We start from the raw sequence: 13,733 nt of genomic DNA, 5'->3' as shown, positions 1-13,733 counted from the left end.
GATCGCGAAATCTGCTCGGTTCTCGGGTCGGGTCCGCCGGCCGTGCCCGCCATCGCTCATGGATGACCCGGACACGGGAGAGGAGATCCGTCCGACCTCCCGGCTCGCCGTCACCGACGACGAGTCACGTCCCTTTCCGCGCCGGACACTGACACATGGGGACAACGGATCCTTGATCCCCGTCAAGCAGAGACGGGGCCGCGACATTTCATACGGATCGAGATGCGTCGTCCGGCTCCGCGTCTCACCCCTGGATGGTGGCGGAGGCGACACGCCCGGGGCAGGAGAACCGGGGAGGTCGCCTCGACGCACACCGTCGACGGGTGGTCGGAGCAGTCCGACGGACGAGGTGCGAATGGAGGCTTTCGGGAACCGGCCGACGCCACTCTCGCGGTCTCGCCCGATCGCGCGACCGCTCGGCGGCGGCCACGACGCTTTCGGGAAGATCAGAGGGTGGGCGGGCCGCGCGGCCGATTACCGCCGCAACGCCGCACGCACGTGGTCGAGACCGACCGGCGTACCCGCGCCCGACGGCGGACGATACGCCGCGGCGCGACGTACGGCGGCTCGCTCGGCGGCAACGTCGACGCATCGAGACAGAGGCTCAGATCGCAGCAGGCGTGGCTGCCGTCGGCGAGATCGGCAGGGTCCGACGTGGGCGTCGCGGTGCGACCGGCGAAGCCCATGGCGAAGCAGAGTTCATCGTCGCCCGAGACGAGCGCCAGCGCATGAGCCCGCGCCACCCCGACCATGAACACGACGGCGAAGACGACCGCACCGACGCCGGAGAACCGGCGCAGCGTGGCGAGCCAGCCGCTTCGTGTCCGTCGAGCCCTCAAGGCCGAACCCTCGTGCTCATCACTCGTGGTGCGCTCAAGCGTCCACGCGAGACCGATCCGCGCGTCGCGGATCTCCTCGATGGAAAACGAGATCACATTTCAGGTCGACGCTCCTTGATCTCGGACAAGCCGGCTGCGACGCCGCATCGCGACCAACGCCAGCGCCGAGGCGTTCATCACGAAGACGTGGACCGTCGCCGCCACCGCGATGTCGGGTCGCCCGAGGATGCCGATCGCCACCGTCAACGCCAGGGCGATGTTGCGCAGGCCCCCGGAGATCGACAGCGCCACGAGCCCGGGCGCCTTCACCCCGACGGCCTTGCCGAGTGCCGCGGCCACCGCCATCGCCGCCAGATTGAGCAGGATGTCGGCCAGACCGACGACCTTCCACGACGTGACGAGCGCCGACCATTGCGAAGCGATGGCGGTGACGACGATGACGAGGAAGACCAGGAAGGAAGCGCGCCGCAGGATCGGCCGCGCCCGGGCGACCGCTTCGGCGTGCCGTTCGGCCACCGCGATCCCGATGACCAGCGGCACCACGGTGGTGACGAAGACCGCGCCGATCGTCGGCCCGAGCGGCAGCGACAGCGCCACGCTGTCGCCGGCGAAGAGGTGGAAGGCGAGGCCGACGACGATCGGCACGGTGAGCGGCGCGGCGAGACTGCCGAGCACCGTGACGGTGACGCACAGCGCCACGTCACCCGCCGCCATCAGGGTCACGAAGTTGGCCGTCACCCCGCCCGGCGCCGCCGCCACGAGAACGACACCGACGGCATGGGCCGCCGGCAGCCCGAGGAGATGGGCGACGGCGATGGCGATGAGCGGCAACCCGACGATCTGCGAAACCAACCCGGCAGCGACCCCGAGCGGCGCATGGGCGAGCGCCCGGAAGTCCGCGATCCGCGTCTCGAGCCCCACGCACAACATCAGGAAGGCGAGGCCGAGAGGTATGATCAGGGTCAAGATGGCGTCTCCTCGTCGCGGTGTCGGGGCCCATCGGAGACCGGAACCGTGACGCCCGCCTGATCATCGGTCAAGCTGGCGCGATCGAACGAGGACCGCACGGGAATAGCCGGCTCACAACCGCGTATCGATCGTTTCCTTCAGTGCAACCAGATCTCGCGCGAAGAGACGAATCCCCTCTGCGAGCTTCTCACTCGCCATCGCGTCTTGGTTCATCCGCCAGCGGAAGCTCTTTTCGTCGAGCACGATACGTGACGGAGCCTCGCCGTCCTGCGCGATCAGCCGTCGTTCGAGCGGCCCTTCCGCCGCGGCGAGTTCGTCGAGCAACTGCGGCGAGATCGTCAGCCGGTCGCAGCCCGCCAGTTCCTCGATCTCTCCGACGTTGCGGAACGACGCCCCCATCACCACGGTGGAGACGCCGTGCGCCTTGAAGTAGCGCCAGATCGCGGCGACCGACCGCACGCCCGGATCTTCCGCCGCCGTGTAGCTCTTTCCCGTCGCCTTCACCCACCAGTCGAGGATGCGCCCGACGAAGGGTGAGATCAGGAAGGCGCCGGCATCCGCCGCGGCGACCGCTTGGGTCACCGAGAAGATCAACGTCAGATTGCAGTCGATCCCCTCGCGCTGGAGGATCTCGGCGGCGCGGACCCCTTCCCAGGTCGCGGCGATCTTGATCAGGATGCGCTCGCGCGGGATGCCGCGAGCCGCATAGGCGGCGACGATCGATCGCGCCTTGGCCACCGTCGCGACCGTGTCGAAGGAGAGGTCGGCGTCGACCTCCGTCGATACCCGCCCGGGCACGAGCTCGCAGAGCCGCGCGCCGACTTCGACCGCCAGTCGATCGGCGATCGCCTCGATCACCTTCCCCCGCTCCCCCGAAAGCGTCCGTCCCCAGGCGAGGCTCGCCTCGACCAGATCGGTGAAATGCGGCAGCGCGATCGCCTTCGCCACCAGCGTCGGATTGGTGGTGCAATCCACCGGCCGCAGACGCCGCACCGCTTCGAAGTCGCCGGTATCGGCGACGATCGTCGTCATCGTCCGCAGTTGCTCGAGTTTCGACAGCGCCATGATCGCCCTCCACCGACGACGCCGTGCCCGTTCCCATCGGCGCGCGTCGTCTCACCGAAGGCAATAGACCCGGGCGGGCGGGCGCGACATCCGGTCTTTCGCGACGCCCGTGGAACCCCGGATCCCCGATCGTCCGCCGCCGCCGGTCGCCGAAGTCGGACGGCCGCTCCCGAATCGTCGTAACCTCGGGGCAAAATCGAGACGTCGGTCGCCCGACGTCTCGCGAAAACGCGCCGGGAGGAGACACCGATGACCGATCCGCAGCACGCCTCTGTCGCCCGTTATCCCGTTCCCGATCCGAGTTCCTGGCCCGACGACATCCGCGAACGCATCGTCGCGGTCCAGGAGAAGTCGGGGTTCGTCCCCAACGTCTTCCTGCTCCTCGCCCGCCGGCCGGACGAATTCCGCGCCTTCTTCGCCTATCACGACGCGCTGATGGAGAAGCCCGGCGCCCTGACCAAGGCCGAACGCGAGATGATCGTCGTCGCCACCTCCGGCGCCAACCATTGCCAATACTGTGTCGTCGCCCACGGCGGCATCCTGCGCGTCCGCGCCAAGAATCCGCTGGTCGCCGATCAGGTCGCGATCAACCATCGCAAGGCCGACATCACCGACCGTCAGAAGGCGATGCTCGATTTCGCCCTGGCCGTGACCACCCGCTCCCACGAGATCGGCGCCGACGACCTCGACCGGCTGAAGGCACACGGCTTCACCGACGAGGACGCCTGGGACATCACCGCCATCTCCGCCTTCTTCGGCCTGTCGAACCGCCTCGCCAACGTCACCGACCTGCGCCCCAACCGCGAATTCTTCGATCTCGGCCGCTGAGCCGAGCGAGGCGCGTTCAGATTTCGGCCGTCTCGCGCATCACGCGGCGAAACTCGCCCGCCACCCGTTCCCGCATCGTGTGGCGGCCGCCGCTCACCACCTGTCGCCCGGCGACCCACACGTCGCGGACCGGGTTCGTCGCCGCGGCGAAGATCCAGGCGTCGAGCACGGTATCGTCGTGGCGACCGGCGAGGGCGGGGTGATCGGCGTCGAGAACGACGAGATCGGCCGGCGCGCCGACCGTGATCCCATGGGTCTGCCGCCCGAGCGCCTGCGCCCCGCCGACGACCGCCGTGTCGAACAGGGTCCGTCCGGTGGATCGCGGCGGATCGACGAGGCGGTTGCGCGCCCGGTCGACGAGACGCTGCGACTGCTCGAGCAGGCGCAACTCCTGCGCCAGTGAGATCAGCACGTTGGAATCGCTGCCGACCCCCCAGAGCCCGCCGGCCCGTCGGTAGGCGACCGCCGGGAAGATGCCGTCGCCGAGATCGGCCTCGGTGATCGGGCAGAGCCCGGCCACCGCCCCCGATCGCGCCATCCGCTCGATCTCGCCGGCCGTGACGTGGGTGGCGTGGACCAGACACCATCGGGCATCGATTTCCGCGAGGTCGAAGAGCCGATCGACCGGCCGAGCGCCGGTGGCAGCGAGGCAATCCTCGACCTCGGCCACCTGCTCGGCGATGTGGATGTGGATCGGCCCGTCACCGTGACGGCGCACGAGTTCGGCGAGTTCGCCGCCGTTCACCGCCCGCAGCGAGTGCGGCGCGATGCCGATGCGGCCTTCCGGCAAAGCCGCGACCATTCGCCCGGCGCACTCGTGGAGGCGCGAGAAGAGATCGAGGTCGCAGGCGAAACGGCGTTGGCCGTCGCCGATCCGCCGATCGCCGAAGCCGCCGTGGGCGTAGAACACCGGCAGCAGCGTCAAGCCGATCCCGGTTCCGGCTGCTGCGGCGGCGACCGCACCGGCCATTTCCGCCGGGTCGTCGTAGGGCCGACCGTCGGGCGCGTGATGGACGTAGTGGAATTCGGCGACGCCGGCGAAACCGCTCTCCAGCATCTCGATCTGCGCCTGCGCCGCGATCACCCGCAGCCGCTCCGGCGTCATCGCGGCGGCGAAGCGATACATCGCCTCGCGCCACGTCCAGAAATGGTCCTCCGCACCCGCGCCGCGCCGTTCCGTGAGGCCGGCGAAACCGCGCTGAAAAGCATGGCTGTGAAGGTTGCCGACCCCCGGGACCGCGACGCCCGGAATGCGCCGCACCGCCGCTGGCGTCGCCGCACCGACCTCCGGCGCCACCGTGGTGATGCGCCCGCCCGACCAGCCGATCAGGACGTCTCCGCGCCACCCCTCGGGGGTCAGGACCCGTTCGAAGATCGCTGCATCCATCTCGGCTCGGCCCTCTCGTACGGCTTTTATGTATAGACATATTGACAGCCCGTCGGAGTTCGCACAAGGTCCGTTCCATCGAATTCGATCCTCCGTACGTGCCGGAGACCCCGTCGCATGACCTTCGCCGTCGACACCTTGTGGACCGACGCCCGCCTCGCCACCCTGGCGGCGGGACGGCCGGGCGTCGGCCGTATCGACGACGGCGCGGTGGCGGCGAAGGACGGTCGGATCGCCTGGGTCGGCCCGCGCCGCGATCTGCCCGGTGACATCGTCGCCGGCGAAGTGGTGCGCTGCGATGGGCGCTGGATCACCCCCGGCCTGATCGATTGCCACACCCATCTCGTCCACGCCGGCAATCGCGCCGGCGAGTTCGAGGCGCGTCTCGCCGGCGCGACCTACGCCGACATCGCCGCCGCCGGCGGCGGCATCGCCGCCACGGTCCGCGCCACCCGCGCGGCTCATGTCGACGAGCTGGTGCGAGCGAGCCTGCCGCGTCTCGACCGGCTGATCGCCGACGGCGTCACCACGGTCGAGATCAAGTCGGGTTACGGCCTCGACCTCGCCTCCGAACGCCGCATGCTCGCTGCCGCCCGCCGCCTCGGCGTCGACCGCGACATCGCCGTCGTCACCACTTTCCTCGGCGCTCACGCCCTGCCGCCCGAAGCGAACGGCGATCGCGACGCCCACATCGATGCCGTCCTCGCCATGCTGCCGGTGCTCGCCGGCGAGGGTCTGGTCGACGCCGCCGACGCCTTCTGCGAGGAAATCGCCTTCTCGCCCGATCAAGTGGCACGGGTCTTCGCCGCGGCACGCGATCTCGGCCTGCCGGTGAAGCTCCACGCCGATCAGCTGTCGAACCTCGGCGGCGCGGCGCTCGCCGCCGGTTTCACGGCGCTTTCGGCCGACCATCTCGAATGGACCGACGAGGCCGGTGTCGCGGCGATGGCGCGAGCCGGCACCGTGGCGGTGCTGCTGCCCGGCGCCTTCCACATGCTGCGCGAAACGCGCCTGCCGCCGATCGACGCCTTCCGCGCCCACGGTATGGCGATGGCGGTCTCGACCGACTGCAACCCCGGCACCTCGCCGATGACCTCGCTGCTGCTGGCGATGAATTTCGCCGCGGTGCGCTTCGGCCTCACCGTCGACGAGTGCCTCGCCGGCGTCACCCGCAATGCCGCCCGGGCGCTGGGGCGCGAGGCCGAGATCGGCACGCTCGAGGTCGCCAAGGCCTGCGATCTGGCGATCTGGTCGGTCCAGACCCTCGCCGAACTCGTCGAAGGCCTCGGCGCCCAGCCCCTCCACGCCCGCATTCGCAACGGACGGACCGCATGACCGTGATCCTCACCCCCGGTGACACCCCTCTCGCCCATTGGCGCGCCATCGCCCGCGGCGCTTCGGTCCGCCTCGATCCGAGCGCCGAGGCGGCCATCGCCGCCGGTGCCGCGGCCGTCGCCGCCATCGTCGCGAAGGGGGCGCCGGTCTACGGCATCAACACCGGCTTCGGCAAACTCGCCTCGGTCCGCATCGACGACGCCGACCTCGAGAAGCTGCAGCACAATCTCGTCGTCTCTCACGCCTCCGGTGTCGGCGAACCGCTCGATCCGGCGATCGTCCGGCTGATGATGGCTCTGAAGCTCGCCAACCTCGGCCAGGGCGCCTCGGGCGTGCGCGTCGCCACCGCCCGCCTCCTCGAGGCGATGCTGGCCCGCGACGTCGTCCCGCTCGTCCCGGCGCAGGGTTCGGTCGGCGCCTCCGGCGATCTCGCGCCGCTCTCCCACATGACCACGACGATGATCGGCGTCGGCGAGGCCTTCTTCCGCGGCGAGCGCATGAGCGCCGCCGCAGCGCTGGCGCGCGCCGGCCTCGCACCGGTCGTCCTCGGCGCCAAGGAAGGTCTGGCGCTGCTCAACGGCACCCAGTTCTCCACCGCCAACGCGCTTCACGCCCTCTTCGCCACCGAGCGGCTGTTCCGCACCGCGCTCGTCGCCGGTGCCCTCACCACCGACGCCGCCAAGGGTTCGGACGGGCCGTTCGATCCGCGTATCCAGCGCCTGCGCCGCCATCCCGGCCAGATCGAGACCGCCTCGGCCCTGCGCGAGCTGATGGCCGGCAGCGCCATCCGTGCCAGCCACAGCCGCGACGACGACCGCATCCAGGACCCCTACTGCCTGCGCTGCCAGCCGCAGGTGATGGGCGCCGCCCTCGACATCCTGCGCTCGGTCGCCGCCACCCTCGCCCGCGAGGCCGACGGCGTCACCGACAACCCGCTGATCTTCCACGAGGAGGGTGCCGAGCCGGAAGCGATCTCCGGCGGCAATTTCCACGCCGAACCTGTCGCCTTCGCCGCCGACATCACCGCGCTGGCGTTGTGCGAGATCGGCTCGATCGCCGAGCGGCGGATCTCGCTGCTGGTCGACCCGTCGCTCTCCCGCCTGCCGGCCTTCCTGACGCCGCGCCCCGGGCTCAACTCCGGCTTCATGATTCCGCAGGTGACCGCCGCCGCGCTCGTCTCCGAGAACAAGCAGATGGCCCATCCGGCGAGCGTCGATTCGATCCCGACCTCCGCCAATCAGGAGGACCACGTCTCGATGGCGGCGCACGGCGCCTACCGCCTCCATCGCATGGTGCGCAACGTCGCCCACGTGGCGGCGATCGAACTCCTCGCCGCGGCGCAGGGTTGTGACTTCCACGCACCGCTCGCGTCGAGCCCGGCGCTGGAGCGGGTGCGCGCGGCGATCCGCGCCCGTGTGCCGGCACTCGACGACGATCGCTTCTTCGCCCCCGACATCGCGGCGGTGGCCGACATGATCCTCGCCGGCGAGATCGAGGCGGCGGTGGCGCCGGTCGCGCTGCCCGATCTGGAGGGGACGGCATGAACGGCCCCGACGTCCTCCGCGTCGTGCGCGGTGACGCACCGCTGATCCTGAGCTTCCCGCACACCGGCACCGATCTCGTCGGTCTCGACGATCGCTTCGTCTCACCCTGGCTCGCCCGTCGCGACACCGATTGGCACGTCGAACATCTCTACGATTTCGCCCGTGGGCTCGGTGCCACCTTCGTGCGCTCGACCGTTTCGCGTTCGGTGATCGATCTCAATCGGGACCCCTCCGGCGCCTCGCTCTATCCCGGGCAGGCGACCACCGGTCTCTGCCCGTGCGAAACATTCGACGGCGAAGAACTCCATCGCCCGGGCTGCGAACCCGGCGCCGGCGAGGTCGCCGAACGTCGCGACCACTGGTTCGTACCCTTCCACGACACCCTCGCCGCCGAGATCGCCCGGCTCCGGGCGATCCATTCCCGCGTGGTGGTCTACGACTGCCACTCCATCCGCTCGGCGATTCCCCGCCTCTTCGACGGACGACTGCCGCAGTTCGCCATCGGCACCAACTCGGGCGCCGCCTGCGATCCGGCGCTCGTCGCGGCGATCGCCGCGCCCTGTGCGACGAGCAGTCTCGGCCATGTCGTCGACGGTCGCTTCAAGGGCGGCTGGATCACCCGCCGTTACGGCCGTCCGGAGACCGGCATCCATGCCGTCCAGATGGAACTGGCCATGCGCGGCTATCTGCACGAACCGGCGAAGATCGACGAGACCAACTGGCCACCGGCCTGGGATCCTGACTCCGCCGCCCCGCTCGCCGCCGTGCTGAAGACCACGCTCGAGGGCGCGCTGGCCTTCGCGGCGGGGTGAGGCGCGAAGCCGGCAACCGCCGCCGGCGCAGTTGCCCCCTCCCTGTCCCTCCCCCTCGAGGGGGGAGGGGACGCAGGAGGCGAGGTCTCGGTTCCCAGCTCCGGCTCCGGCCGGAGGGAAGCGGGGACTCAGGCGGGGAGGTCTACGTCTTCATCGGCTCGCGCTTCGGAGCGGGCACCGCCCGAGAGGGGCGATCGCGAGATCCACGACCATTCCCTCCCCCCTCGAGGGGGAGGGCCAGGGAGGGGGGCTGGACGTTTCCGCCCACCGCAGCTCTCCGAAATCACGACGACACGAACTCACCCGAGGAACCGCCCCATGACCCGCATCGACAACGACCGTATCGTTCGCGCCCCGCGCGGTGCGGAGATCACCGCGCAGAGCTGGCTCACCGAGGCCGCCATGCGCATGTTGATGAACAACCTCGACCCGGACGTCGCCGAGCGGCCGTCCGAGTTGGTGGTCTACGGCGGCATCGGCCGGGCGGCGCGCGACTGGGAGAGCTTCGACCGCATCGTCGCCACCCTGAAGCGGCTGAAGGACGACGAGACCCTGGTGGTCCAGTCGGGCAAGCCGGTCGGCGTCTTCCGCACCCATGCCGACGCGCCGCGCGTCCTCATCGCCAATTCCAACCTCGTCCCCCATTGGGCCACTTGGGAGAAGTTCCACGAGCTCGATCGCAAGGGGCTGATGATGTACGGCCAGATGACCGCCGGGTCGTGGATCTACATCGGCAGCCAGGGCATCGTGCAGGGCACCTACGAAACCTTCGTCGAGGCGGGACGCCGCCACTACGACGGCTCGTGGAAGGGCAGATGGATTCTCACCGGCGGTCTCGGCGGCATGGGCGGCGCCCAGCCACTCGCCGCCACCATGGCCGGCGCGTCCTGTCTCGCGATCGAATGCCGGCCGTCGAGCATCGATTTCCGGCTCCGCACCGGCTACCTCGACGCCCGCGCCGACACCCTCGACGAGGGCGTAGCGATGATCGAAGCGTCACTGAAGGACGGCCGTCCGATCTCCGTCGGCCTCCTCGGCAACTGCGCCGAGATCCTGCCGGAGATGCGTCGCTGCGGCATCCGCCCCGATCTCGTTACCGACCAGACCTCGGCCCACGATCCGATCAACGGCTACCTGCCGGCCGGCTGGACGCTGGCCGAGTGGGAGACCGAGCGCGAGAGCGATCCGAAGTCGGTGGAGAAGGCAGCCCGCGCCTCGATGGCCACCCACGTGAAGGCGATGTTGGAGTGGTGGCACGACGGCGTGCCGGTGACCGACTACGGCAACAACATCCGCCAGATGGCGCTGGAAGAGGGCGTCGCGCAAGCCTTCGACTTCCCCGGCTTCGTGCCGGCCTATATCCGCCCGTTGTTCTGCCGCGGCATCGGCCCGTTCCGCTGGGCGGCGCTGTCCGGCGACCCGGAGGACATCGCCAAGACCGACGCCAAGGTGAAAGAGTTGATCCCGAACGATCCGCACCTCCACACCTGGCTCGACATGGCGGCCGAGCGCATTCACTTCCAGGGCCTGCCGGCGCGCATCTGTTGGGTCGGCCTCGGTGATCGCCATCGTCTCGGCCTCGCCTTCAACGAGATGGTGGCGAAAGGCGAACTGAAGGCGCCGATCGTCATCGGCCGCGATCATCTCGATTCGGGCTCGGTCGCCTCGCCCAACCGCGAGACCGAAGCGATGTTGGACGGCTCCGACGCCGTCTCCGACTGGCCGCTCCTCAACGCCCTCCTCAACTGCGCCTCGGGCGCCACCTGGGTGTCGCTCCACCACGGCGGCGGCGTCGGCATGGGCTTCTCGCAGCACGCCGGTATGGTCATCGTCGCCGACGGTACCGACGCGGCGGCGCAACGGCTCACGCGCGTCCTGTGGAACGACCCGGCGACCGGAGTCATGCGCCATGCCGATGCCGGCTACGACATCGCCCGCGACTGGGCGGAGAAGCAGGGCCTCGACCTGCCGGGTATTCTCGGCTGAGCGGCGGCGCCACCGCGGCCGCGCCACCGCCGCTTCGGCGCCTCACGGCCCACCATCCCGTCGCGAGGTCCCGCCCCCCTTGTGAGATGCGACCATCTCATGCGTAGACATATCGGGCCGACGGCGGTACCTGCGCGGATGTGGCCCGCGGCCCGGGAACGACGTCGGACCCACAGAGGCCGGGTGGGTCGGCACCGTCGGCCTCCGGGATGACGGGCGGCGGAGAGTCCGGATCGCGCACTGATACCGCGGGGAACGATGAGCGACCTCGAAGACCTCGATGGCCAGGGGCCGCTGTGGCAACAGATCCGGCGGGCGCTGATCCGGCCGATGAACGACGGCACCTGGCCGCCCGGCACCAAGATCCCGAAGGAGATCGAGATCATGGAGCGCTACGGTGCCGCGCGCATGACCGTACACCGAGCACTGAGGGACCTCGCCGCCGAGGGGCGGATCACCCGCAAGCGCCGCGCCGGAACCGTGGTCGCCGAACGCCCGCCGGAACGGCCCCTGCTCGAGATCTGGGACATCGGCGCCGAAGTCGAACGGCTCGGCGGCGCCTATTCCTTCGAGATCCTCGCCAGCGAGACGCTCGACGCCGACGACCCGCGCGCCGCCGGCCTCGGCCTCGACGAACCGACGCCGGTATTGCGCCTGTTGGTGCGCCACTTTTCGGACGGCTCGGCGCTGCAGATCGAAGAACGGCTCATCAATCTCACCGCCGTCCCTGCTGCCGCGAACACCTCCTTCGCCGGCGAAGCTCCCGGCGCTTGGCTCGTCCGCACCGTGCCGTGGAGCGAAGCCGAGCATGTCGTCTCCGCCGAAGAGGCGAGCCGGGAGACCGCCCGATTGCTGTCGATCCGGACCGGAACCGCCTGTCTGGTGGTCGAGCGCCGCACCTGGAACGACGGCGAGCCGATCACCTGGGCCCGCCTCGTCCACCCCGGCGACAAGCGCCGCCTCGTCGGCCGCTTCCGATCGGAGAGCACGTCACGAGCCGGCATCGCCCCCGGCGCGGGGTGACAACGCGACTTACCAATAAAAAGCAGGTGCCGCAGGAGCTTCCACTTGCAACGAGGATATCTTCTCCGGCGTCAAAATGTCTCGCCACCGCTGTATCCCCAATTCGGCGGCTATTTCGCTCTCCCCGAAAGGCGCATTCGCTGTCATCGCATCTCGAACAGCTCCTGATGGAATCGGGTGGCGGGGATACCCATTCGATGGAACCCATCCTTCAGCGCGGTCGCCAATGCGGCCGGCCCGCAGAACCAGATATCGGCCTCGGCCAGTTGCGGTACGGCTTGCAGGAGATGCTCGACGGTCAGAAAGCCAGCGCTGTCGCTGTAGTGCAGGTGCAGTTTGACGCCGGCCGTCTTCGCATCATGACTCAGCAGATCGTCACCAAGCGGATAAGGGGCGGGTGTCGAAAAGAAGAAGTCGACCGGGCGACCGTCCGTCTCATGGCCCAGATGCTGCATGCGCGCGATGAAGGGCGTGACGCCCACGCCGCCGCCGATCCAGACCTGCCGCGGCGCATCGCCGCCAAAATCAAACCTTCCCCATGGTCCGTCGACCTTCACCGCATCGCCGACTTTCAGCCGGGCGCCAAGCCCGCTGGTGTAGTCGCCAAGCTCCTTGATGAGAAAGGAAATGCGTCCGTCGCCGCGCCAGGCGCTGGTGATCGTGAAAGGGTGCGGCTCGTGATCGGCCTCGACCGTCAGGAAGGCGAACTGTCCCGCCTGATGTCCCTTCCAGCGACTGTCGAGCTGCACCTCGACCTCAAGCGTCTTCACGGCGTCGTGGAAGACCAAGCCGACGATCTCGCCGATAGCTCGGTCATCCACCACGGCGAAGCTGTGCAGAAGACGAATGATACCGGCCACCACGCCCGCCACGACAATGACAGCCAGAACCGGCCCCAATGGGGTCAACCAGTAGCGGCTGTCGAGAAGCACCGCCGCGTGAAAGACCAGGATCAGATAGGTCGGCACGAACAGCCAGTGCGTTTTGAGGAACCAGCGATAGGGAAAGCGTTTGACCAGCGCCAGAATGCTCAGCACCAGCACGAGCTTCCACGCCTGGTCGCCGAAAGCCACCGCTAGACCATGCGGATCGGGCAGTAGCCCTTCCCAGTTTCCGCCGACCGACGCCCCTTCCGCATCACTGCCCCTGACGAGGCCATAGGCCTGCCAATGGACGGCAGCCACGATCAGATTAGCGATGCCCAGCCACTTGTGCAGGCGGAACATTTTATCCAGACCGCCCAGCCATGGTTCGACGATACGGGGCCGCCCCGCTAGGATGAGCGACAGCGCCATCAAAACGACAGCAAGGACGCCCGTACCTTGCATGATGGCATCGCCTACGCGGCGAGTCCCGGAGCCGCCCAGCCAGAGCGGCGCCTCGGCCGTGACCCAAAGGGCCAGCGTGACGAGCAGAATTCCGGCGAAGGACAGATAGATGCGCCTCAATTGCGGAACCTCCTATTCCATGACGCCATGACAGCACGACGGGCGATCAAACAATCCTAGAGCGGTTTCCGATCTGACGGAATCGCGAGGGCCTCAGAAATCAGCCGAGAGTTGTTTCAAGATGAATGGTGTCGCCCCGGGGAGTGGTGTAGGAGCGGGCGCCGGAAAGCGGCCATCGTCGATCTTCGCGTAGGGTTCGGGCGAAGCTGAACCCGACGAGGAAGATGACGATGACCGTCGACAGAATGACGCTGATCGATTCGAACCCCGGTCGAGCAGATTTGGGAGCACCTGCGCTCGAACGGGCTCTCCAACCGCGTCTTCGAAACCTACGCCGACATCGTCGACGCCGCCGGCGATGCTTGGCACACGCTCTTCGACAGTCCGGAGGTCGTCACCTCGATCGGAACGCGCGAGTGGACGCACATCGGTCAGAGATGACGGCCGATGGTATCAGGAGACCTGTGCGCGGATAGCCCTCGACGACCGTCTACTGA

At 68.9% G+C, this 13,733-nt stretch carries 11 protein-coding genes; 6 read left to right on the top strand and 5 right to left on the bottom strand.

Annotated elements, in window-relative coordinates:
• Positions 1 to 446 precede the first annotated feature (446 nt).
• The 3 genes from V7Q42_RS02515 to tal form a co-directional block, all read right to left on the bottom strand.
• Positions 447 to 839 carry a DUF2946 family protein gene (locus tag V7Q42_RS02515; protein ID WP_333822237.1) on the bottom strand — a complete coding sequence of 131 codons (393 nt, stop codon included), beginning with the start codon at positions 837 to 839 and terminating at the stop codon, positions 447 to 449.
• Between the two features lie 99 nt (positions 840 to 938).
• Entirely contained in the window at positions 939 to 1,805 is an 867-nt protein-coding gene (locus V7Q42_RS02510) for a bile acid:sodium symporter family protein (protein WP_333822236.1), read from the bottom strand.
• A 114-nt stretch (positions 1,806 to 1,919) separates the two neighbouring features.
• Positions 1,920 to 2,873, bottom strand: coding sequence for a transaldolase (gene tal, locus V7Q42_RS02505; protein ID WP_333822234.1), 954 nt, complete (start codon positions 2,871 to 2,873; stop codon positions 1,920 to 1,922).
• Between the two features lie 249 nt (positions 2,874 to 3,122).
• On the opposite strand from tal, the gene V7Q42_RS02500 reads away from it, so the two are divergent.
• Entirely contained in the window at positions 3,123 to 3,701 is a 579-nt protein-coding gene (locus V7Q42_RS02500) for a peroxidase-related enzyme (RefSeq protein WP_333822232.1), read from the top strand.
• Between the two features lie 16 nt (positions 3,702 to 3,717).
• Here the strand turns inward: V7Q42_RS02500 and V7Q42_RS02495 are convergent, their stop codons facing one another.
• A complete protein-coding gene (locus V7Q42_RS02495; RefSeq protein ID WP_333822230.1) occupies positions 3,718 to 5,088 on the bottom strand; it encodes a formimidoylglutamate deiminase in 1,371 nt (456 codons plus the stop codon).
• Between the two features lie 117 nt (positions 5,089 to 5,205).
• Between V7Q42_RS02495 and hutI the strand changes: the two genes are divergently transcribed.
• From hutI to V7Q42_RS02470, 5 genes are all read left to right on the top strand, one after another.
• Positions 5,206 to 6,423 (top strand): imidazolonepropionase, encoded by a 1,218-nt coding sequence (gene hutI / locus V7Q42_RS02490; protein ID WP_333822228.1) that lies wholly within the window; start codon positions 5,206 to 5,208, stop codon positions 6,421 to 6,423.
• A complete protein-coding gene (gene hutH, locus V7Q42_RS02485; protein ID WP_333822227.1) occupies positions 6,420 to 7,967 on the top strand; it encodes a histidine ammonia-lyase in 1,548 nt (515 codons plus the stop codon). The genes hutI and hutH overlap by 4 nt, the downstream gene beginning before the upstream one ends.
• Complete coding sequence (hutG, locus tag V7Q42_RS02480) at positions 7,964 to 8,779, top strand: N-formylglutamate deformylase (protein ID WP_333822226.1); 816 nt, start codon at positions 7,964 to 7,966, stop codon at positions 8,777 to 8,779. Before hutH ends, hutG begins: the two co-directional genes overlap by 4 nt.
• Positions 8,780 to 9,097: 318 nt before the next feature.
• Complete coding sequence (hutU, locus tag V7Q42_RS02475; protein ID WP_333822224.1) at positions 9,098 to 10,765, top strand: urocanate hydratase; 1,668 nt, start codon at positions 9,098 to 9,100, stop codon at positions 10,763 to 10,765.
• A 258-nt stretch (positions 10,766 to 11,023) separates the two neighbouring features.
• Positions 11,024 to 11,788 carry a UTRA domain-containing protein gene (locus V7Q42_RS02470; RefSeq protein ID WP_333822223.1) on the top strand — a complete coding sequence of 255 codons (765 nt, stop codon included), beginning with the start codon at positions 11,024 to 11,026 and terminating at the stop codon, positions 11,786 to 11,788.
• Between the two features lie 143 nt (positions 11,789 to 11,931).
• Here the strand turns inward: V7Q42_RS02470 and V7Q42_RS02465 are convergent, their stop codons facing one another.
• The gene (locus tag V7Q42_RS02465) at positions 11,932 to 13,236 is read right to left on the bottom strand and encodes a ferredoxin reductase family protein (RefSeq protein WP_333822220.1); all 1,305 of its coding nucleotides are present in this window, start codon (positions 13,234 to 13,236) and stop codon (positions 11,932 to 11,934) included.
• Positions 13,237 to 13,733 lie beyond the last annotated feature (497 nt).

The sequence above is a fragment of the Pinisolibacter sp. genome (assembly GCF_036782435.1).
Lineage (GTDB): Bacteria > Pseudomonadota > Alphaproteobacteria > Rhizobiales > Ancalomicrobiaceae > CALBKH01.
The sequence above is the reverse complement of the archived record's forward strand: the minus strand, read 5'-3'. Positions and strand labels throughout refer to the sequence as shown.

Coding starts and splice junctions, on each gene's coding strand:
- V7Q42_RS02495 (WP_333822230.1), bottom strand. CDS start 5,088: ATGGATGCAGCGATCTTCGAACGGGTCCTGACCCCCGAGGGGTGGCGC.
- tal (WP_333822234.1), bottom strand. CDS start 2,873: ATGGCGCTGTCGAAACTCGAGCAACTGCGGACGATGACGACGATCGTC.
- hutI (WP_333822228.1), top strand. CDS start 5,206: ATGACCTTCGCCGTCGACACCTTGTGGACCGACGCCCGCCTCGCCACC.
- V7Q42_RS02500 (WP_333822232.1), top strand. CDS start 3,123: ATGACCGATCCGCAGCACGCCTCTGTCGCCCGTTATCCCGTTCCCGAT.
- V7Q42_RS02470 (WP_333822223.1), top strand. CDS start 11,024: ATGAGCGACCTCGAAGACCTCGATGGCCAGGGGCCGCTGTGGCAACAG.
- hutH (WP_333822227.1), top strand. CDS start 6,420: ATGACCGTGATCCTCACCCCCGGTGACACCCCTCTCGCCCATTGGCGC.
- hutU (WP_333822224.1), top strand. CDS start 9,098: ATGACCCGCATCGACAACGACCGTATCGTTCGCGCCCCGCGCGGTGCG.
- hutG (WP_333822226.1), top strand. CDS start 7,964: ATGAACGGCCCCGACGTCCTCCGCGTCGTGCGCGGTGACGCACCGCTG.